This is a genomic window from Bacteroidota bacterium, assembly GCA_018816945.1.
In the GTDB taxonomy this organism is placed as follows: Bacteria; Bacteroidota; Bacteroidia; order Bacteroidales.
Window position 1 is genome coordinate 1 of record JAHIVC010000043.1, and the last position, 23,406, is coordinate 23,406.

Consider the following 23,406-nt stretch of genomic DNA (forward strand, 5'->3'; position numbering starts at 1 on the left):
CAGGGATTGAAAAAAACAATGCTGAATTGGTTGGTGCCAAAGTATTGAAAATAGGCAACTATGATTCTGAATATGTCATTGGGATTGTTTCTGGTATCCTCGCAATTGACAGCGATTTCGGCATTGCTAGGCGGATTACCAATTTTATTTCCAATGCTGTTGTACTTAATAAATTGGACATTTTAAGTTCAAATACCATTCTCACACTTGAAGTCCTTCTCAGGGATGGGAAAACAAAGAAAATCAACCTTGAATCATCTGAATGGTCCTTGTCTTTTACTTGGGCCTACGATAAAAAGAAAGTACCTACAAAAAATGAGACCGAAGTTTTTTTTAATGAGAATGATTCTTTGCCGATTTACCTTTCAACGTTTGTTAAATCACCAAACGATCCATTTTGGTTTAAGTTCATACCTGAAGACCGCATGATTTATGTTCAATTAAACCAGGTATTCAATGGCGATAAGGAATCCCTTTTAGGTTTTACAAAAAGGGTTTTGAATTTGTATGATGAAAAAATAGCAGAGATCGATAAATTTGTGATTGATCTTCGGTTCAACGAAGGTGGAGACGCTGGACTTGTCCCTGCAATGGTAAACGAGTTTAAACAAAGAAATGATGCTTTTGATAAAGGTAAATTATTAATAATAACTGGAAGCAATACTTTTAGTGCAGCTAGTGTTTTTATTGGGCAAATGCTGAAAGCCACAAATGCAATAACCGTTGGTGAAATTGCCGACGGACCACTAAACTTCTCATCCGATCCTGTCATGTTCTTTTTGCCTCATAGTAACTTATTAGTGAACATTTCCAGGCTGTATTCACAAGATGGGCACCCTACCGATCGCAGAGGCTATTATCCTCCCGACTATTTTATTCCGCACACTTCAAAAGATTATTTTTCATTTTCCGATCCTGTGCTTAAAGCAATTAAAAACAATGAAGTTAAATCTTTGAAAGATATACTTTTCAATCATGGTGCTAAAAATTTCAGATCGGAGTTTGATAAAAGGAAGAATATAAATGGTCTTGCAAAAAAATGGTTTCCTTATACTTCATATGATCTCGCACTTTATGCATTTAACGATTTAATTCCATCCGAAAAATATGAAGAAGCGGTTGAGATATCAAAACTAAATACAGAAGTTTATCCTGAATCAATCTGGGGTTGGTTCATCTTGGGAATGTTGAATGAAAATATGGGACAACCCGAAGAAGCATTAAAATGTTTTAATCAGTTATTGACTATAGAACCTTATCATATCGAGGCAAAATGGGAATATGAAAAAATCGGTGCAACGCTTAATCCTGTTACTGTTGATGAATCGATATTAAAAAATTATGTTGGTGAATTTGAAGGACGAAAAATACTTTTGGAAGATGCTCAATTGAAATACCAGGTTGGTAGCGGCAAAAAGAGAGTATTAACACCCATTTCAGAAAACTATTTTTTGATCGAAAACTCCAGTTACCGCATCATATTTGTCGGTACAAAAAATAAAGTAGAGAAAATAAGGATTATCAAATGGGATGGTAAGACTCAGGTATATAAAAGAGTAGGACAGTAATTGACTTTTTTTAAATATTGATTATGAAAAAAACAACGTGCATTATCGAAGTTATCATTGTTTTCCTTTTATTGAAATTATTTTCAATGTGGTTAGACTATGTGCTTGTAAAATCGGGGGCTAACTCTGGTTGGAGAACTTTTCTTTTTGGTATTCAAGGTATTGTAATCCCTTTGGCAATAATTGCTTTATCGAAGAGGAAGTGGTCAGACTACGGTTTTTCTTTTATAAATAAAAAACAATTGATCCATTATGGTTTTATCGGAGCAATGCTCATGCTTTTATTGGGTCTTGGTTTTGGATACCTAAAGAGTCAGGGTATCAGTACAAGTGGAAGAACAGGGTCGCTGATTCTATCATCCATTGCCTCCTTAATGATTTTATTATTTGTGTTTTTTAGTAGAAATAAAAAGCAAAAAAAAGTGGGCAAGAAGAAAATAAGAATCAGGGTTTTTTATCAAATGGCTATTTTGTCGGTTATGGTAGCATGCCCCATAATTGTTGCAATTATCAGAGGAGGTGACGTGACTGGTATCATTGCCTGGGATTTCTATTTTCTGTTTATGGTAGGTTTTGGTGAAGAGATAAAGTTCAGGGGTTATTTTCAATCCCGAATTAACGAAGAATATGGCCATCCCTGGAAATTCTTCGGGCTTTCCTTTGGCCCGGGACTGATCATCGTTTCTTTATTGTTCGGACTTTCACATATTGCCCAGTTTGGGGTTTTTAATCCTTTTTTGGGGCAATATCACCTAAATCCATGGATGGGTTTACAGGCTACTTTAGGAGGTTTCTTTTACGGAATAATCCGTGAAAAAAGTAAAAGTATCATTTCCTCAGGAATTGCTCATGGTGTACCCAATGTTTTTGGTCAGGTATTAGCAATGGCATTAAAATAAATAGATTCTATTATTATGAGAACATATTTGATTATTATTTCGTTATTTATTATTCTTTGTATCCAGTCAAATGCACAGGATTATTCTGTTGTATTCTATTCGGGCAGAAACAATACTCAGGATATTTATATGCTTAAAAAAGGTTCGTTAAAACCGGTTAATCTTACTCATAACTCGGCAAAAGATAATTGTCCTGCAATTTCGCCCGATGGAAAACAAATTGTTTTTCTAAGTGACCGTAATGGTAATCAGGAAATATATACGATGAATATTGATGGTTCAGATGTTAAACAGCTTACCAACTCAGCAGAATCGAAAGAGCATCCTTCCTTCAGTCCCGATGGGAAACAAATTATCTTCATATAAGATTTCGGGGAAAAAACCGAAATATGGATCATGAATGCTGATGGTTCGGATCAACATAAAGTAACATCGAATGCTTCAAGAGATGAAAGGCCTAATATATCTCTTGAAGGTAAAAAAATACTTTATATGTCGAATCGTGATGGTAATTATGAAATTTATACCATGAATTTTGATGGTACTACTCAAACCAGAATAACAAATACCCCAGAACATGAAATCTTTCCAATGTGGACGTCCGATGGAAAAAAAGTGGCTTATGGTTTAATTGAAAGAGTCAATGGTTGTCCGGAAGGTAATATTCATATAATGAATGCTGATGGAACAGGAGATATTGTTATTACAAATGCACCTGGGAGGGATGAAAACCCGGCATGGTCGCCTGATGGAAAGCAGATCATATTCCAGAGCGAACGTGATGGTAATTTTGAAGTTTACATCATGAATGCTGATGGAACTAATCAAGTTCGATTAACGAAAGATCCTAAATGGGATGGTTGGCCTTCCTTTGTAAAAAATTAGTCCTCTTGTTTTACTTTCTTTTTTTTGAAACTATATTTTTATAAGTATTAGCACAATAAAAATTCTAAGCTGAACGAATTCAGATAGCATAGTGTAACGTGTCGAGATAAATGAGTCTAATACTCCGCCTCTTGAGGCGAATAAAAAGGCTTTTCCCAAAGATACTCCGATGCTTGCCGCCTATCATGCTTATAATTTGTTAACATCTCATTTGGAAGATGCATTGTGTAGCTCGTAGAATATATTAATATATAGAGTAACCTATCTTCATTCTTCAGGTATTCCCAATCAAAGTGATATTTGATTATTAGATATAATTAGCGTAGAAACAATATCGATTTAATAATGAGTTTATCAGACAAATCAATTTAAAAGGAGAGTTAAAATGTTAAAAAATTATCTCAAAATTGCTTTTAGAAGCTTATTAAAGCACAAAGGCTATTCATTTATTAATATTATTGGTTTGTCTGTGGGTATGGCATGTTTTATTTTGATTTATATTTATATTACAGACGAATTGAGCTTTGATAAATATAATGTGAAGGCCAAATTAATATATAGAGTAGGTTCACAGTTTGGATCTATTGAAAAGAAAGGCGCATATACCGTTCCTCCTCTGGCTCAAGCATTATTAGATGATTTTCCAGAGATTCAACATGTTACAAGGTTATCGCTTTGGAACCGGAATATGTTGATAAATTTTGAGAATAAACAATTCTTAGAAAAAGGGATTATTTATGCTGACTCTAGCATTTTTAATGTATTCACGATTCCTGTTATTTTAGGAGGTCATCAAACTGCACTTAATCAGCCATATACAGTAGTAATAACAAAAGATATTGCAGAAAAATATTTCGGCAATTTAAACCCAATAGGGAAGGTTCTATTAATGGGAATATCGAAAGATCAATACAAAGTCACTGGTGTTGTTGAGAACTGTCCGAAAAATTCCCATTTCCAGTTTGATTTGATTATTTCTCTTTCTTCAAGTAAAACAAGCCGTGAAACAAGCTGGGGAGGATCAACCTATTTTACTTACATTGTTTTGCAGGAAAATTTTCCACCATCGCAGCTTGAAGATAAATTTCCTGAATTTATTAAGAAACATTTGGATCCAAGATTATATAATGAATTAAATAATAATGGGGATGGTTATTACGGTTACTTTTTACAACCATTACTTGATATCCATCTCAATTCAGAGATAACAGATGGTTTAAGTAAAAAAGGCAACAAGACATACGTTTATATATTTTCATTTTTAGCTTTATTTATTTTACTAATTGCGTGTGTTAACTTCATGAATCTAACAACGGCAACATTTGCTAATCGGTCAAAAGAAATTGGGTTACGTAAAGCAATAGGATCAAGTAGGTCTCAATTAATAAATCAGTTTCTGAATGAATCTGTTTTATTAAGTTTTGTATCGCTAATATTCACAATATTATTAATAGAATTAGCTCTTCCGGTATTCAACAATTTTGCTGACAAACAACTTGATCTTAACTATTTCGGTAATCTATATATCATTCCTGGTCTATTATCTTTTGTAATTGTTTCCGGAATAATATCAGGTAGTTACCCTGCATTCTTTTTATCCTCATTGAATCCAATTAAAGCATTGAAAGGATCATTCAAAAAAGTCAAAGGAGGTGGATTAGCCTTGAGACGTGGACTGGTGGTCTTACAATTTACAATTTCTGCATTAATCATTTTATGCACCTTTATTATTTACCAGCAACTACGATTTATGTATAATTCTGATTTAGGATTTGATAAAGATAATATTGTAGTTATTCACAGAGGATTCGCACTGGGAAACCAGTATGAGAATTTTCGACAGGATTTATTGCAGCATCCTGAAATTATAAACATTTCAAATACTGAGACATTGCCAGGCAGGCACTTTGACAATAACAGTCATCGACTTGAAGGATCAATGGAATCAGATTACAACTCATTATATACTATTTATGCAGATTTTGATTTTGCCGATCTGATGGGGCTAAAAATTGTGGAGGGAAGATATTTTTCAAGAGGATTTTCAAAAGAACTGAATTCTGTTGTCATTAATGAAACTGCTGTTAAAAAGCTCAGATTGACAAATCCAATCGGTGCTAGGTTTTATAAAGGTTTTGGTAATGCGAAGGATGGTGAATTTGTAACTATTGTTGGGGTAGTGAAAGATATAAAATATTCCTCCTTACATCATGAAATTGAGCCAATGGTAATTCGTTTTTTATCAGAATCACAGGGTCGGTTTAATTATATTTCTGTAAAAATCCGTCCTGAAAAAATCCAGGAAACATTAAGTTTAATTGAACGCAAATGGAATGAATCATCGAAAGGTCAACCTTTTGAATATTCTTTTCTTGATGACGATCTTTCAATGCAATACAACAATGAACAAAAAACAGAACAACTAATGATTGTTTTTGCTACTCTTTCTATCTTGATTGCATTTCTGGGCTTATTCGGGCTTATTTCCTTTTCAGCACAAGAGCGTACAAAGGAAATTGGGATACGAAAAGTTTATGGTAGCAGTATTATGAATATTATATATTTACTTTTTAGGGAAACAGTTATTCTGGTTTTGTTTTCAAATTTACTTGCAGGACCAATAGCCTATATTGTGATGAATAAATGGCTTCAAAGTTTCGCCTACAGCAAAGGGATCAATTTACAGACTTTTATCTATACTTTATTATTAATGCTATTAATTGCTGTGATCACAGTGAGTAATCAAGCTTTTAAAGCAGCTCGAGTAAACCCTATCAATTCGCTAAAATATGAGTAAGATAAACATTATCGGATATTTCATATAAAGCAAAATTTGAAAGCAAGTGTGTTCTTTAGTCGCGTTCTGGGAAAAAAATTGATTTCCAATGCGAACGTGATGGTAATTTTGAAGTATACATCATGAATGCTGATGGAACTAATCAGGTTCGATTAACTCATGAACCTGAATGGGATGGATGGGCTTCTTTCATGAGATAAAACTAACGAAAATAATATTCCGTATTTCATCTGTTCCAGATGCATTTTGTAGTCATATAATTTACTTTGCCGAATTTCCGAAACATATCGTAACATGTTAGGTTTTAATGTAGTCTATTTGCTTAGTTATCTGATTGAATAAATCCTGATAATTTCAATTGAAAATAATGAAAAAATACATCAAAAACAGGAGGATAAAATGAAAACAAAAAATGGTCTTATGTTGGTGCTTTTTTTGCAGATAGTAATGCTGCCAAACTTGGCGTTCGCTCAATTAAGCAACGAATTAAATTGGTCAATACGGTCTGAAACAATTAAACAACTAAGCATAATGGTCAATGATCTTTATGTCAATCCGGATATTGCAACAAAAATGTCAAATCAACTAATTGTTAATTTGCAAAAGGGGAAATATGATTCGATCGATGATTTTAATCAATTAGGCAGGGTGCTTACCGATGATTTATTCCAAATTGCTCACGACCGTCATCTTCGAACGTATTATAGTCCTTCAAGAGTAGCAATGATTAAAAAAGCGCATGCCGAGAAAGGAGAGGATTGGATAAAAGATTTACTAGAAGATGGCAGGCCGGTCAATTATTGGTTTCAGAATGTTAAAATACTTCCGGGCAATATTGGTTATTTGCGATTGAATAGAATGGAACGATTAGATTTAGCAGGTGAGACTGCTATTTCGGCAATGAATTTTCTTTCAAATTCAGATTTCGTAATATTTGATTTGAGAAATATTACAGGAGGGTGGCCATCAACGATACAGTTTTTAGCGAGCTATTTTTATAAAGAAACCGATAATATTATTTTATTTGAAAAACATTATAGAAAAGACAATGAGATCGTTAAATATCGTTCGTTGCCTTATTTACCGGGTAAGCGAATGGATAAAGTTCCACTTTATATACTGATTAGTTCAGAAACCTTTTCCGCCGGAGAAATTTTTACCTATAGTTTACAAAAACTTGGGAGGGCAGTAGTTGTTGGGGAAAAATCAAATTTTGGAGCTCATGGAACGGAAGGTCCAAGAATATTAAATGATTATTATGTGGTTGATATGCCAATATTGAAGAATATCAGTCCGGTTACAAAAACCAGTTATGAAGGTATTGGAGTCGAACCCGACATCAAAACAGAAAGTAAAGATGCACTCGATAAAACAATTGAAATTATTTTTGATAAACTAATTGAGGAGAACAACGACGAGCGATTCATAAACGGTTTAGGATATTCACTTCTTGAAGACGATCAATTCCCATCTGCGATCAATGTATTTATAAAGAATACAATTTTGTATCCGCAATCTGCAAATACTTTTGATAGCCTTGCCGAAGCCTACATGATTGCAGGCAACAAAGAACAGGCAATTAAAAACTACGAAAAATCGTTGGAGTTAAACCCACAAAACACCAATGCGGTGGAGCAATTGAAAAAGTTGGGAGTAGAGTAAGAATATTGGAAAACATATCAAAAGGCGGTTGAAATGAAAATAAAAAATGGTGTTATGATGATGCTTTTTATGCAAATAGGAATGTTGTCAAACTTGGCGTTCGCTCAATCAAGCAACAAATTGAACTCTTCGTTACGGTCTGAAACAATTGAAAACCTTTCCAAAATGCTTGCCGATTTTTACGTTTATCCAGAGAATGGGAAAAAGATGGCAGACCTATTAAAAACTAATTTACACAACGGCAAATACGACCAAATTGATAATTTTGATCAATTTGGTTCTACACTTACAAGAGATTTATTTGAAGCTGCAAAAGACATACATCTGAGAATTTATTATGACCCGACAGGAGTAGAAAATATAAGAAATGATAAAGCAGTATCGGAAACTGAAAAAGAAAACGATTTACTAAAACAGAAAAAGGATTTCAGTAAAACTAATTTTGGATTTAACCATCTCGAAATTTTACCTGGTAATATAGGTTATCTAAAGTTAACCTATATGGAAAGAGTGGATTGGTCTGGAGAAACGGCTACCAATGCAATGAATTTCCTTTCAAATGCAGATTATATAATTATTGACCTGAGAGATAATGCTGGAGGAAATATTGAGATGATACCGTTTCTTGCAAGTTATTTTTATAATTCAATCGATGATGTTTTAATATTTGAGACACAAATTCCTAGTGAGAATGAAGTAATTCAATATAGAACCTTACCTTATTTGCCAGGTAAACGAATGGCCAAAACACCACTTTATATATTAATTGGCAGAAATACAATTTCTGCGGGCGAAAGTTTAGCGTACACACTGCAAAAACTTGGCAGGGCAACAGTTGTTGGTGAAAAAACAGTTTATGCAGGTGCCCACATTCTCCGTTACTCAAAAATCGTGAATGATTATTATTTGGTCAGAATACCTGAGATGCTATGTGTTAACCCGATTACTAAAACTGATTGGGAAGGTGTTGGAGTTGAACCGGATATCAAAACAGAAAGTAAAGATGCACTCGATAAAACAATTGAAATTATTAATGATAAACTAATTGAAGAGAACAATGACGAGCGATTCATAAACGGTTTAGGATATTCACTTCTTGCAGATAATCAAATTGCATCTGCGATAAAAGTGTTTATAAAGAATACTAATTTGTATCCGCAATCGGCAAATACCTTCGATAGCCTTGCCGAAGCTTACATGAAGTTTGGACAAAATGATTTGGCCATCAAAAATTATAAGAAATCTCTCGAATTGAACCCCAATAACGAGAATGCAAAAAAAATGCTGGAAGATTTAATGAAAAAATAACACATTATTGCGAATGGGATAGCTAGGTTTCGTTTGTGAAAATTTAGCCCCATTGCTACTTCTAAAATTGGTTTTATGTAGGTCAATCAATCATCTGGCAGATGCATAGTGTGACTAGTAGAATTTTGTGTAATTATTTAGTATTCGTGAAGTATTTATAAATAAGCCTGACAGAAAACGAGTAATTCAATCACAAATTGAACTTGAGTAAAAGTGAAATATTCTGAATATAGTGATTAACATAAAATTAAAGATCTGGCATAATATTATAAATAAAAGATGAATATGAGAATAAAAAAATTAAAATTAGTGGCTATGGTTAGTATTATACTAATCTCCACAAATGCCCATACACAAAGTATAACTCAAAATTGCGCTGTAGTATCATGGTCTGATGGCAATGATGTATTTACCGGAAATAATGAAGATTATATATACCCGTTTACATCGGTTTTTACTTTTCCACCATCAAGTGACAAATATGGATGTATCATTTTCGGGTTTTCATTTAGTGAAACAAATCAAGGGTATTGTGGGGGCATGAATGATCAGGGATTGTTTATCGATGGGTTGGGGATTACCAATACAGGATGGCAACCGGACGAAAGCAAACCATGGACACGAGATATTGAAGGGTTTAAGGGAAATCTGGAATCATATGTCCTACAACACTTTGGTACGGTTGATGAGGTCATAAGCTTCTTCGAAAAATATAATGTACCACATTTCCAAACAGGTAAATTTCTTATTGCTGATAAGTCGGGGGCTTCAATTGTGGTTGAATGGGGGCAAAATAAATTACAAATTCTAAAAGAAAACGAAAATTATCAAATTGCGACAAATTTTGTTCAGTCAAATTTCAAGAGAGGGGAATATCCTGATTTTAGATATAATCTTGCAGAAAAAGTTTTTAATAATTCAAAAGATCATACCAATATTGGAACGATCAAAGAAGTATTAAGTGCAGTTCATTGGGAAGAATTGGAAAATCACATTTCAACCACTTTATATTCTTATATCTGCGATCTGAAAAAGGGGGATATCTATATTTATAATTTCCATCATTTTGAGGTTGCTGTTAAATTGAACATCTACGATGAGCTCAAAAAAGGGGAAAATATCTATCCGCTAATCTCCCTCTTCCCTTACGAAACTTATGCAGAAAATGTATGGAAAGGGCAGAAAGTGGTTTCGTTGCTTTACGATAGGATAAAAAATGAAGGAGTTAACGGTGAAAATGGATCCATAGCATTGTATAACGTGTGGAAATCATCAGCTATTTTCAATCATTATACCGTAAGTGAAGAACTATTATTATCCGTTGCTGACAAATTAAAAAATGATAAAAGATTTAATGATGCGATAGAATTATGCAAATTCATTGTTTCAGAACACCCTGATTCTGATATTGCATCGAACGGGCTGAGCATGGCATATTTCGATGCAGGTGAAATGCAGTTGGCAAAGGAGAACCTGGAACGGCACCTTAAAAAGAATCCTGATAATACCAGTGCTAAATGGTACATTGAATTAGTAAATGCTTCAAGTCACCCTACGAAAATTGATGAGAGTGTTTTAAAACAGTATGAAGGAATTTATGGAGAAAGAAAACTTATTTTTGAAAACGGGATTTTATTTTACCAACTGGGTTCCGGGGCAAAAAGAGAGTTGACTCCAATAAACGATACCACTTTTAGGGTCAAGGAGATCGATTATTACCGAATTGGAATAATTCAAAATAGAGATCAGGTTATTGCTATTGAAGGGATTTATATGGATGGCAGGAATTTTAGATATGACAAAACAATTTAACCCCAAAAATATTTATAAAAATGTACAGATTAATTTACTTTTTTGGGTTATTTATTCTCCCATTTAATAATATTGTTTCGCAGGAAACAGATTCATTAGCCAGAATAACATACATTGCCAACGAAGGATTCTTGGTAGAGACTACAAGTCATAAATTAATAATTGATGGGCTTTTCGGCAATCTAAATGGTGACTGGTGTGAACAACCTGGGGATTCTATATCAGATTACATGATGAATGGGACAGTACCTTTTAATGATATTGAAATACTCCTTGTTACACATAATCATACAGATCATTTTAACGAAGCAATGGTTACCTCTTTTATGGTAAAACATACAGGTACAGTGCTGATATGCCCCGAACAGGTAAACGAAGTTCTAAAGGTTAATAAATCCTATCCTATTTTTTCAGAACGGATCATATCAACAGGAGCTGATATGGACTCCGTAATAAATATTAATGGGGTTAAAATAGTTCCTGTTCCGGTACACCACGGATCTTATATGGAAATTGATACTGTTACAGGGAAAAGCTATGATCTGCACAGCCATATCCAGAATAATGCATACATTCTGAAAATAGGTGGATTCACTCTTTTTCATTCGGGTGATGGTTCATCAAAAAACATTCAGGAATATAAAGGATATTTTTCGGGCAACGATAATATTGATATTGCAATGATGGACAAGCAATTTTTAAGAGCCGAAGGTATGCAAATAATCAACGAATTAATAAAACCTGAAAACCTAATTTTAATGCACATTGCCCCATCACAAACAGAATACTTTTCAAAAATGGTTGAGGCCATACCTGAAATATTTGTTTTCAAGGAAAAGATGGAAAGTAAAATATATAAGAAAGATAATTAGCTTATCTATTTTTTATAACCTCTATAATTATAAAAAGATATCTGCAGGAATAATGTCAACTACTCATTCCTGTTATACCTAATATTTTAAAAATCTATAAAAGTTTTATGCTGACGCAAGTTGAGTTTTAAGAAATTGAAAATGATTATTCCCAGCATAAAAAATTTTAATGCTTAAGACACTCCGGATTTGATGAAAATACCTAAAACATATTACAAAATGATATAACAAGAAAATTAGGAGTTGCTTTATGTTTTCAAAATCTGGTATAAAAGAAATCGAATTTAAATTAATATAGAAATGAAAAAAATTATTATTATTCTTTTATTTGTTAATTCTTCAATCTACTCCCAATCTATTATGGATGAAGATAATCTAAGGCCAATCAAAGAAATCTCAAATATTGATTTAGTTTATGTAAAGGGGGATTATTTTATTATGGGTTCCGAAGCTGATGTAGCGAGAGAAAACGAAAAACCACATAATGTGCGTGTTAAGAGTTTTGCGATGATGAAATATGAAGTAAAGGTTAATGAATTCAAACAATTCATAGATGCTACCTCTTACAAAACTGATGCAGATAAGCAAACGGATGGGTACGGAAGTCATATTTATACAGCTAGAGGTGGGAAAAAAGCAGATGGGATTAATTGGAAATATGGGGTTTCAGGAAGTTTAAGACCTCAAACTGAATATAACCATCCTGTTATTCATATTAGTTGGTACGATGCAGTAGCTTATGCTGAATGGCTAAGTAAAAAAACAGGAAAAACATGGCGTTTGCCAACCGAAGCTGAATGGGAATTTGCTGCCAGGGGTGGACAAAATCATGATTTTGCCGGAAGCGATAACATTGATTCAGTAGGATGGTACAAAGGAAATTCTGATAGTAATACACATCCTGTTGGATTAAAGAAACCCAATTCATTGGGATTATATGACATGACAGGAAATGTGTGGGAATTTTGCAGCGATTGGTTCGGAATCGATTACTATGCAAATAGCCCGATCGATGATCCCAAAGGACCCTTGACTGGTTCAGGTAAAGTGCTACGTAGCGTTAGCTGGGGGCATGATGCTATATATTGCAGGGTATCTCATCGACATAATAGAAGGCCTGATGCTCGAAACTATTATAATGGATTTCGTCTGGTTATGGAATTATAGTGTAAATTAAAATAAGTTTAATTCTTATCTAATAACCTCAGTTCGATCTAAGCATATCTCATGAAACTGGTTCAGTATATCTGAAATTTAACCTTTTGAGCTAATAAGGTGTTAGCTATTGGCATTTAGCTGTTGGTCAAAATAGCAATTGACTTTTGTCTAATTCTGAATCTTAGGTCTTGAATCCCTGCCAATGGCCTGCAAATTGTGTCTAATTTCTAACATCTAAAGTCTAACGTCTTATATCTTAATTTATTAACACGCTTATGACATAAGAAGTCTGTATTTTAATGTTTTCTTATATCGAACTCACGTTAATAACAATTTAAAAAATAAACAGATGAAAAAGCTAGTTTTATTAATATGGTTAAGTGTTCATCTAATTGCAGGTTGTACATCGCAACAGGATGATTCAAATCTCGAAAAACAATATACTTTCGTTGAGAACATAAGCTATAAATCCGATTATTTTCAGGATGAATATGAGGAAGAAAGATGTAAACTTGATTTATATCTTCCAAATGAGAAAAAAAATTTTCCGGTAATGGTATGGTTTCACGGCGGAAGTTTAAAGCGTGGAAGCAAGGATGATAAGATGACCCGTTCGGTCGGGATGAAGTTTGCAAATGAAGGAATTGCAGTTGCCGTTGTTAATTACAGGTTGTCACCCAAAGCTAAATACCCGGCCTATATTAATGATGCCGCTGCCGCAGTGGCATGGGTATTTAAAAATATTTCAGGATATGGTGGTAATCCAAATTCTGTTTTTATTGCTGGGCATTCTGCCGGAGGATATCAGGTGTATATGCTTGCGTTGAATCCTGAATTTCTTAAAAAATATGATGTTGAAAGTATTAATATTGCAGGTGTAATTCCTGTTGCAGGGCAGACTTTCACCCATTACACCGTTAGAGAAGAGAGGGGAATTGAAAAATCCGAAAAAACACCTGTAATTGATGATGCCTCACCTTGTTTTCTGGCAAATAAAAACACCCCCCCTATGTTAATCATATGGGCCGATGGTGATACTTATGCCCGGATCGAAGAAAACAAATCACTTATAAATCTGCTCAATAAAGAAGGAAATAATAACATTTACTCAAAAGAGATTTTGGAGAGAACGCATTGGAGTTTAATACGAAAAATACCTAAAAAGGATGATCCACTGGCCAAAGAAATAATTGATTTCATTAGTAAATATCATCAATTAAAATGAAAACCCCAGTTATTATCATTTGCTTTTTGCTGACTATAAACATAATAAATGCACAGCAATCCGAGTTCCCCTTGCTTTCAGGTGAATATCTCGGACAGAAAACTCCCGGATCAATGGCCGAACTATTTGCGTACGACTTACTTTCTGCTGGTTTTCAGGAGGGTAGAATTGTATTTTCGCCGGATGGAGCCGAATTAATTTATGAGTTAAGCATTCCATCCGGTAAGTATTTTAATGATATTAAAGGATTGTTTGGATATGGTTATACCATGTATTCATCCAATCAAAATACTTATTGGACCCTGCCCTCGGAATTTTTATATGCTTGCGGTTATAAGATTGAGTACCCCTTCTTCAGCCCCGATGGGAATAAGATATTTTTTAATTCTACTGGTCAACGCAATGTTTTATTAAATACTCCATCATCTCGCTTATGGTATATTATTAGGCAGGATGATGGTTGGAGCGAACCAAAAGCAATTGATTTTGGTGAAGGATATCAAGGCAGAGGGGCTATATACCCATCGGTTGCCGCCAACGGTAATCTTTATTTCGCCCAATTCCCGGATGGGGTTCATGGATTTATTTACAGGAGCAGATATGAGGACGGTAAATACGTTTCTCCTGAAATATTGCCGGAAGCAATAAACGATCAAGGGGCAAATCATCCTTATATAGCTCCTGATGAAAGCTTTATGATTTTCGATTCTGAACGCAACGTTACTTTTGGCTTAAGTGATTTGTATATCAGCTTCCGTGATATGCAAGGTAATTGGATGAAACCAATAAATCTAGGTGATAATATTAATTCCAAATATGATGAAAGAAGGGCCTTTCTGTCTTATGACAGAAAATATCTTTTTTTTGTTAGTGATAGGATTAGTGCGGATAAAACAAACAGCCCACTGACTATTACAGACATAAAGCAATTAGTTGATTTGCCAGCAAATGGTAATCGGCATATTTACTGGGTTGATGCCTCTTTTATTGAAGACCTCCGTAAAAAATAAAACTTTTTGAAAAGTAGTAATAAGAAAGGGAATAAAATGAAAAAAACAATAATTTTCTTTTGCTTAACTGCAATTGTTTCAATTAAAGCAAATGCACAGCAAATATTCGATGCTATCCGTAATAATGATATTACTAAAGTTCACGAACTAATTGAAAAAGATCCAAATCTGGTGAATACACCAGGGGATAACCATTTTACACCGCTACTATTCGCAACAAATAGCAACAAACCGGAGATTGCAGAATTCCTTATTTCAAAAGGAGCTAATATCGAAGAGGTTTTTTTGGCTGATTATTATGGAAGTACTCCTATATCTTTTGCCATAAGAAATAACAACCTCGATTTGGTAAAACTTCTGCTCGCAAAAGGAGCGAACATTCAATACAGAACAAAACTTGGTGAGAATTACCTGCATTTTGCCGCAGCACAAAACAGGGTTGAAATTGCCGAGTATTTAATAAATAATGGTATTGATATTAATTCCGTTAAAAATGGGGGGCTTACACCTCTTCATATAGCTGTGATAACTGGAAGTGTAGATGTTGTTAAACTATTAATAGATAAGGGAGCTAAACTTAATATAAGGTGTAATGATAATGGCACACCAATACATTTTGCATTTGCAACAAGAAACAGGGAAATAGAAGATATCCTTCGAAAAAATGGAGCTAGTGATTTTCCAAGAAACTTTCCAGAATACAAGGGGAAATACCTAGGACAGCAAGCTCCCGGAGAAGAGCCTGTAATGTTTGCTCCTGAACTTTTCCGCGATATTTACCGTTCATATGGAGCTCCTCAGTTTTCACCCGATGGGAAAGAACTGTTCTTTTATGGATATTTTATGCCAGGTGTCGGGTTTAGCAGTATTTGGTATATGAAGGAAGATAATGGTATTTGGACCGTTCCTGTATTAGCACCATTTTCAGATTTTAATTCCTGGGGGCCTTCATTCTCTCCCGATGGTAAAAAACTATATTTTGCTTCTACCCGCTTACGAGGTGAAAAAGCAACTTCTGATGGTGATTTATGGTATTCGGAGAAACAGCCTGATGGCACCTGGAGCCTTGCTAAGCATCTGGGATCTCCACCCAATAGGGATAAATACCATGACCATTCTCCAAAAATCGCAAATGACGGAACACTCTATTTTACTTCTGGCGGTTCTGGAGGTAGAGGTACATATATTTATAAATCAAAACTGATAAATGGGAAATATACTAATCCTGAAGCCTTAGATGATTATATAGAATCTGACAAAAAGGACGATTGCCTTGATATGGAAAACATTATTTACTTTCTGTTTGGACCTGATGGCGGAAAAATATCCATTTGCTTCCACAAACCAGATGGCACCTGGTCGAAGCCCGTATATATGGGTGATAAAATCCATCAGGGGCAAGGCTCATCAGATGCTACAATTAGTCCGGATGGAAAATATTTCTTTTTTGTTCAAAATATTTCCCCTTATTGGGTTAGTGCCTCTCTTATTGAAGACTTGCGCAAAGAAGCATTGAAAGATGATAAATAATATAAAAATAATCAGGAGAGATTAAAATGAAAAAACAAGCATTAATTATTTGTTTGCTGCTAGTGGTAGCATCTTGTACTAATCAACAACAGGAAGTAAAGTCTGGTCCGTATTTAGGAGAGAAACAACCCGGGATAGATCCTGTATTATTTGCCCCGGGAACTATTTCAACAGGGCTGGAAGAAACGCTTTGTACATTTACCCCTGATGGCAATGAAATCATTTTTGGAATCCTTTATTCCAAACCGCATAGCCCGAAATTGCACTGTTCACTGGTAAGGAGCTACTTAACAGGTGGAGTTTGGTCATTTCCTGAAATAATGAAATTGTCCGAAGATAAATACAGTCATATGTATCCTTTTATTAGTTATGATGGGGGCGAACTTTATTTTCAATCTGATTTGCCTACAAATAGCCCTGAACTAAAGGATAAATACAATATCTGGAAATGCAAAAGAGTTGGCGATCATTGGAGCGATCCTGAACCTCTGCCAATGCCTGTAAATGGTAGAGGAGATGTTTCCGGGCCTTCTATGTCAGCGAATGGTGAGTTCTATTATACCTTGATGAGTGGAAACCCGAAGCTTGATGGGATTTATAAATCAAATTTTCGGGATGGCACTTTTTCTGAGCCGGAACGCCTGCCTGAATCTGTAAATGTAAAAGAAGGCAGTTTTGATGGCGTAATATCGCCAGATGGGACTTACTATTTAGTTAATGTATATGGTAAGGAAGATAGTTATGGTGCAACTGATTTATATGTTTCATTTAAGGATGAAAATGAGATCTGGACACCTCTTAAGAATCTGGGTTCGACAATCAATACAAAATTGAATGAAGGTTCGGCACGAATTTCATCTGATGGGAAATATATCTTCTTTTCAGCCGTATTGGGAAATCAGGACTTTTACAACGATTCCCCTACTTACGGCGATATCTTAAACACCCGTACCAAACCTCATTTTGGCAATTATGATATTTACTGGGTTTCAACAAAAATCATTGAAGGGTTAAACCCTGAAAATGTAAAATAAAAATCGATCAATCCCATAAATATTCCCGGGATTCCCAATTACCAATATTATTCCTTTACAATAAAATGTCTATCGAAATAGCAATCCGTTAAACCAGAATAAGCAATCGCAATTGCTATAGCACCCATTGAATAATGTTCAACTATAATCGGATCATGAATATCTGTAAAGGTTTGAACACAAAAATCAATGTCGCTAAATGTTCTGAAGCGGTATGATTTAAAATTTTAACCTAAAACTTAATTAAAAAAAAATGAGTTACAGTAAATTAATCCCTTATTTAAGGATACAAATTTTAATTTTATCAATATTGATAACGACTTCCGCATTTAATCAGGAACAAGAAAAAATCAAAACATTTCAAGCCACAAAGATTAACCAACCTATAAAAATTGATGGGGTTTTGGATGAGCCGGAATGGAATAACTTGCCTCTGTTAAGCGGATTTATACAATACTCTCCCTATAATGGAGCTGACCCATCAAAACCCACAAAAGCAAGGGTTGGATACGACGAAACAGGAATTTATTTTGGAATTATTTGTGAAGAAAACGGAAAAGACAGTGTAATGACCGAAATTACACAACGGGATAACGACGAGGCTTTTGTTGATAGGGTTGGCATCATGTTAAGTCCTTACAACGATGGGATCAATGTTTTATATTTTATTGTCACGGCAGCGGGTGTTCAGGTTGACGTAAAATTTACAGAAAACGGAACAGATTTTAGTTGGAACCCTGTTTGGGAATCACAAGTAAATATTGAGGATTCAGAGTGGACGGCCGAAATTAAAATACCGTATTCGGCCTTGCGTTTCCCAAAGAACAACGTACAGGATTGGGGGATCAATATTTGGCGCAAAAGGGTCAGTTTTAATGAATGGTCAAGCTGGAATTATGTTTCAAATGATATCCAAGGCTTTTACAGGGTCAATGGCCTTATTCAGGATATCGAGATTAAAGAAACCCCTGTGCGCTTATCTTTATCACCTTACATTTCAACCTACGTTGAAAGAAATATAAGTAAAGAGTGGTCATCGAATTTCAATGCCGGAATGGATTTAAAATATGGAATTTCTGAAAGTTTCACTTTAGATGCCATTCTAATCCCTGATTTTGGGCAGGTGCAGTCAGACGATCAGGTATTAAACCTTACGCCTTACGAAATAAGGTACAATGAAAGAAGGCAGTTTTTTACCGAAGGAACAGAATTATTCAATAAAGGGGACATTTTTTATTCACGGCGGATTGGCTCACAACCGAAAGGCAAAAACAAGGCCTATGATAATCTAAATACAAACGAAATAGTTACAGAAAACCCTAACGAAACAAAACTGATCAATGCACTGAAATTTTCTGGAAGGACCAATAAAGGCCTTGGCATTGGTATCCTTAATGCCATGACAGGCAATACATTTGCAAGCGTGAATGATACCATAACCGGTGATTCGAGAGAAATAAGCACACAGCCCTTTACCAATTACAACCTAATTGCGCTGGATCAAAACCTGTTTAAGAATTCCTATCTAAGTATAATTAATTCAAACGTTTCCGGAAAAGATATTATGGCGAATGTAACCGCAACCGAATTCAAGTTCGCAGATAAAGACAATCGCTATAGAATTAAGGGAGTAGGTGCATTAAGCAAAGTTCTCAACGGATCAGAAAAAGAAACCGGCTATAAATTTAACATAGAAGCAGGAAAATTCAGGGGAAACTTCCAGTATTTGTACAGGCTTAGTGCAATTAGTAATAAATACAATCAAAATGATCTTGGATATCTTTCCAGAAATAATGAGTTCAATAATACATTCTCTACAGGTTATCACATTTATGAACCATTTGGCAAATTTCTGGATATGCACCACAGTATTTGGGTTAATTACAATCGACTTATGGAACCTTCAAGTTTTACGGAATTTAGATTTGCCTATATAATCGAAACAAGGTTAAAGAACAATTACCACTTTAGGATGCATGCTGCATTGGGTCCGTTAGAAGGACGGGATTATTATGAACCACGGGTAACAGGAAGGTTTTTTCGTACCCCCAGATATTATCATAACTGTATCACGCTTACCACAGATAACAGAAAACCATTGGTTTTATCGTTTGATGCTGATATAACAAATTCATACCAATCTGATTATAAAATTGAGAACATGAGCTTAAATATTGGATCAACCTATCGCATTAATAATCAGTTTAATGTAGCTTATCTTTTGTCTTTCGACTCGAACAAAAATGAGTTAGGTTTTGTTGAGAAAAGTGCAAACGCTGAACAGATCTATTTCGGGAAACGAACCCGGAAAACATTCGAAAACACATTAAGTGTCAACTACCTTTTCAATAACAAAGCTTCCTTTAACTTCAGGCTAAGGCATTATTGGTCGCAGGCAATTTATGACTCTTATTACGAATTAATGGATGATGGTTATCTGACACTTTCATCCTTAAATGCTAATCATGATGTTAATTATAGCACTTTTAATGTAGATATGACTTATATCTGGAATTTTGCCCCGGGCAGTGAATTACGCATAAACTGGAAAAATACATCTTATAATCAGCAAATGGATACAGATGATAATATATGGGGCAATTTGAGCAATACTTTTAATTTGCCCCATGCCAATATATTTTCTGTTAAACTGCTGTATTACATCGATTATCAGGCCATTAAATCAATGATAAAGTAAGAAATTTGGTCTGTAAATTATCGATTGTTGGTACAAGTAATTTTGATTAAATAATAGAAGGAAAGCTAATATCAATAATTAAAATTATGAAAAACACAGCTCTTTTGTTGATTATATTTTATTCAATTCATTACTGTTATGGGCAAAATCTAATTAATCAGGATCAAAGGCTTGACTCTATTTTCATGGATATTCAACTGAGCTATATCGAAGGAGGCACATTTATCATGGGTAGTGACGACAGTTTAGCCAGAAAAAATGAAACACCTCATATGATAACCGTAGGGGATTTTGCCATGATGAAATATGAAACCACGGTAAATGAATTTAAACGGTTTATAGATGCTACTGGGTATGTAACTGATGCTGAAAAACGAATTGGGAATTATGGAAGTCTCATAAAAACTAACAGCAAAAGCAGGATCAATGATAATAACCTAAACTGGAGATACGGCGCGACAGGCGAGTTGCGGCCGATAACTGAATATAACCATCCCGTCATTCATGTAAGTTATAGTGATGCAGTAGCATATGCTAATTGGTTGAGCAAAGAAACAGGGCAAAACTGGCGCTTACCTACTGAGGCCGAATGGGAATATGCCGCAAAAGGCGGGCAGGATTTTTTATATGCCGGAAGCAATAATATTAATGATGTGGGTTGGTTTTCAGGGAATTCAGGTGGGAGTACCCATCAGGTTGGACAAAAAAAACCAAATAAATTTGGGTTGTATGATATGACCGGTAATGTATGGGAAATGTGTTCCGATAGGTATGATTATGATTATTACAAAAATAGTCCGATGAAAGATCCAATAGGACCCGATTCAGGAAGAGGGCGCGTGTTGCGCGGAGGATGTTGGAGTCATAATGCACAGTATTGCAGGACGGCTCAACGCCACCATCGAGGAATAAATGAAAGAAACTGCATTAATGGGTTTCGACTAGTTATAGTCGAGTAAGTTATACTACGAAATTATTAATAAATTTTGTGCTAATTATAAAGCAGTACATATAAAAAATCATTGAAGAATTAAAACCCCAAAATCATAACTTTACAAAAAATCACAATGAAAAAGATAGTATTGCTCCTTTGTTTAATCGCTTTGTCGATAATTAATTTACCTGCACAAAAAGTTGAGATCAATTCTTGTTTTTCGGTAGATACCGGATACATTAATGTTGATGGCGGAATTTTATTTTACGAAGCAGCCGGCTCCGGTGAAAACATTGTCCTTGTTCATGATGGATTAATTCACCATCATATTTGGGACAATCAGTTTCAAATGCTGGCAAATAATTACCATGTAATCCGTTATGATCGTCGTGGATATGGGAAATCATCTATTCCACAGGACAACTTTTCAAACGTAGATGATTTAAACAAACTGTTTGAGCAACTAAAAATCGACAAAGCTATCATATTTGGTATGTCAGCAGGTGGTGGGCTCACCATCGATTTTACATTAAAATATCCCGAAAAAGTAAATGCTATTGTTTTGGTTGGCAGTGTGGTGAGTGGTTTGGGCTTTACTGATCATATGTTTACACGAGGAGGTCATCTTGATCCTTCTCTTTCGCCATATAATGATTTGCACAAATGGCTCATGTATTTTGCCAAAGATGATCCTTATGAAATATATTACGAAAATTCAGAAGCAAAGGAAAAAATAGTAAAATATATTGAAGACAATGAACCGGGTGTTTTAGCTCGGTTGAAATACACATTACCCCCGGAAAGACCCGCTGTTAAAAACCTGTCAGAAATCAAAATCCCTACATTAATTCTTACTGGCGAATTCGATATACCGGGTGTTCATGTTCATGCAGGTGCTATTGAAGCTGGCATTGCAAATTCAAAGAGATTCATTATTCCAAAATCAGGTCATTTGATTCCGTTGGAACAACCGGAAATTTTTAATGAAACTGTTCTTAATTTTTTAAAACTGAATTTATAAAGCACAAGGTTGTTTTCAAATATTTAACTTATATAATCATATGATTTTAGCTGTAATTTTAAGAATCCTCGTTCTGGTAGCAGTCATACAGACAGTTATATTGCTAATACATTTAGTAAGAATGAAAGGCCGTTCTTTTAGCCGCTCTATTTTGATCGCACTATTCTTTTGTTTTGTGATCTTTTTATCAGGTCATTTATTCCTTTTTATACATAAAAAATTCTTTTATAATTTAGCCTACCTGACTAATCTTTTTGTATTCCTTTCGGCACCCATTTTATATTTTTATTTTCTTTCCTATGTTGAAAAGATACCTCGGTTTAAAAGGAAAGATTTCTTTCACCTGATACCTTTTCTGATTATTTTTATTATCATGGCCTATAACCTGAAATATAATGCTGAAAAAGTGTTTGTGTTTACAAGTTTTGGTATCGCATTGCTGTCGGTTCTATTTATTCAAAATATTGCATACTTGGTTGTTATTTATAAAAAGCTTAGTCTTAAAAAAATTGATATTTTCAGGACAAGGCCATCTATGCTTGGTGATGAAATGCGTTGGGTTGTAATGCTGATAAGGGCATTCTCCATATTGATTTTTTTACAATTGGCCATATTCCTTTCACATAATATATTAGGCTTGATTGAATTTTGTCTTTTCCTGACAGATATATTCTTTATAACTTCTTTTCTGATAATAAATGTGATTATATTGATTGGATTATCAAAATCAAAATTGTTTGAAGATAAACAGAAATATGAAAACTCGCCTTTAAACGGGAATATTAAAAAGGAGTACTTAATGAAGTTAGAAGAAGCATTTGCGGCAGAAGCATATATTGATCCTTTGCTTACGCTTGATAAATTGTCGAAATGTATTCGGGTTCCAAAAAATTATCTATCTCAAATAATAAATGAATCATTCCAAATGAATTTCAACGAATTGATCAATAAATACCGTATTGAAAAAGCAAAGAAATTAATTGACGAATCGAA

Annotated in this window: 18 protein-coding genes; all 18 read left to right on the forward strand. The window is 34.5% G+C overall.

Going from position 1 to position 23,406, the window contains the following annotated elements; all coding sequences use genetic code 11:
• A partial coding sequence (locus tag KKG99_07145) for a hypothetical protein (GenBank protein MBU1012763.1) occupies window positions 1-1,568 on the forward strand: 1,568 nt, incomplete at its 5' end.
• Between the two features lie 23 nt (window positions 1,569-1,591).
• Window positions 1,592-2,467 carry a CPBP family intramembrane metalloprotease gene (locus KKG99_07150; GenBank protein ID MBU1012764.1) on the forward strand — a complete coding sequence of 292 codons (876 nt, stop codon included), beginning with the start codon at window positions 1,592-1,594 and terminating at the stop codon, window positions 2,465-2,467.
• A 15-nt stretch (window positions 2,468-2,482) separates the two neighbouring features.
• On the forward strand, window positions 2,483-2,833 hold the full coding sequence (locus tag KKG99_07155) for a hypothetical protein (protein MBU1012765.1): 351 nt from the start codon (window positions 2,483-2,485) through the stop codon (window positions 2,831-2,833).
• A gap of 30 nt (window positions 2,834-2,863) precedes the next feature.
• Window positions 2,864-3,352, forward strand: a complete 489-nt coding sequence (locus KKG99_07160) for a hypothetical protein (GenBank protein ID MBU1012766.1) — start codon at window positions 2,864-2,866, stop codon at window positions 3,350-3,352.
• A gap of 385 nt (window positions 3,353-3,737) precedes the next feature.
• The gene (locus KKG99_07165) at window positions 3,738-6,149 is read left to right on the forward strand and encodes an ABC transporter permease (GenBank protein ID MBU1012767.1); all 2,412 of its coding nucleotides are present in this window, start codon (window positions 3,738-3,740) and stop codon (window positions 6,147-6,149) included.
• Between the two features lie 399 nt (window positions 6,150-6,548).
• Complete coding sequence (locus KKG99_07170) at window positions 6,549-7,811, forward strand: tetratricopeptide repeat protein (GenBank protein ID MBU1012768.1); 1,263 nt, start codon at window positions 6,549-6,551, stop codon at window positions 7,809-7,811.
• 33 nt (window positions 7,812-7,844) lie between these two features.
• Window positions 7,845-9,119: a hypothetical protein gene (locus tag KKG99_07175; GenBank protein ID MBU1012769.1), complete on the forward strand. Its 1,275-nt coding sequence runs from the start codon at window positions 7,845-7,847 to the stop codon at window positions 9,117-9,119.
• A gap of 285 nt (window positions 9,120-9,404) precedes the next feature.
• Window positions 9,405-10,931 (forward strand): linear amide C-N hydrolase, encoded by a 1,527-nt coding sequence (locus KKG99_07180; GenBank protein MBU1012770.1) that lies wholly within the window; start codon window positions 9,405-9,407, stop codon window positions 10,929-10,931.
• 20 nt (window positions 10,932-10,951) lie between these two features.
• Entirely contained in the window at window positions 10,952-11,803 is an 852-nt protein-coding gene (locus KKG99_07185; GenBank protein MBU1012771.1) for an MBL fold metallo-hydrolase, read from the forward strand.
• Window positions 11,804-12,103: 300 nt separating this feature from the next.
• Window positions 12,104-12,970, forward strand: coding sequence for a formylglycine-generating enzyme family protein (locus tag KKG99_07190; protein MBU1012772.1), 867 nt, complete (start codon window positions 12,104-12,106; stop codon window positions 12,968-12,970).
• Window positions 12,971-13,310: 340 nt separating this feature from the next.
• Window positions 13,311-14,186: a carboxylesterase family protein gene (locus KKG99_07195; protein MBU1012773.1), complete on the forward strand. Its 876-nt coding sequence runs from the start codon at window positions 13,311-13,313 to the stop codon at window positions 14,184-14,186.
• Window positions 14,183-15,196, forward strand: a complete 1,014-nt coding sequence (locus KKG99_07200) for a hypothetical protein (protein ID MBU1012774.1) — start codon at window positions 14,183-14,185, stop codon at window positions 15,194-15,196. Before KKG99_07195 ends, KKG99_07200 begins: the two co-directional genes overlap by 4 nt.
• A 36-nt stretch (window positions 15,197-15,232) precedes the next feature.
• Window positions 15,233-16,726: an ankyrin repeat domain-containing protein gene (locus KKG99_07205; protein MBU1012775.1), complete on the forward strand. Its 1,494-nt coding sequence runs from the start codon at window positions 15,233-15,235 to the stop codon at window positions 16,724-16,726.
• Window positions 16,727-16,752: 26 nt separating this feature from the next.
• Window positions 16,753-17,760 carry a hypothetical protein gene (locus KKG99_07210; GenBank protein MBU1012776.1) on the forward strand — a complete coding sequence of 336 codons (1,008 nt, stop codon included), beginning with the start codon at window positions 16,753-16,755 and terminating at the stop codon, window positions 17,758-17,760.
• A 253-nt stretch (window positions 17,761-18,013) separates the two neighbouring features.
• A complete protein-coding gene (locus tag KKG99_07215) occupies window positions 18,014-20,458 on the forward strand; it encodes a carbohydrate binding family 9 domain-containing protein (GenBank protein ID MBU1012777.1) in 2,445 nt (814 codons plus the stop codon).
• Between the two features lie 86 nt (window positions 20,459-20,544).
• The gene (locus KKG99_07220; protein MBU1012778.1) at window positions 20,545-21,417 is read left to right on the forward strand and encodes a formylglycine-generating enzyme family protein; all 873 of its coding nucleotides are present in this window, start codon (window positions 20,545-20,547) and stop codon (window positions 21,415-21,417) included.
• Between the two features lie 108 nt (window positions 21,418-21,525).
• Window positions 21,526-22,413, forward strand: a complete 888-nt coding sequence (locus tag KKG99_07225; GenBank protein ID MBU1012779.1) for an alpha/beta hydrolase — start codon at window positions 21,526-21,528, stop codon at window positions 22,411-22,413.
• 373 nt (window positions 22,414-22,786) lie between these two features.
• The coding region (locus KKG99_07230; GenBank protein ID MBU1012780.1) for a hypothetical protein at window positions 22,787-23,406 on the forward strand (620 nt) is incomplete at its 3' end.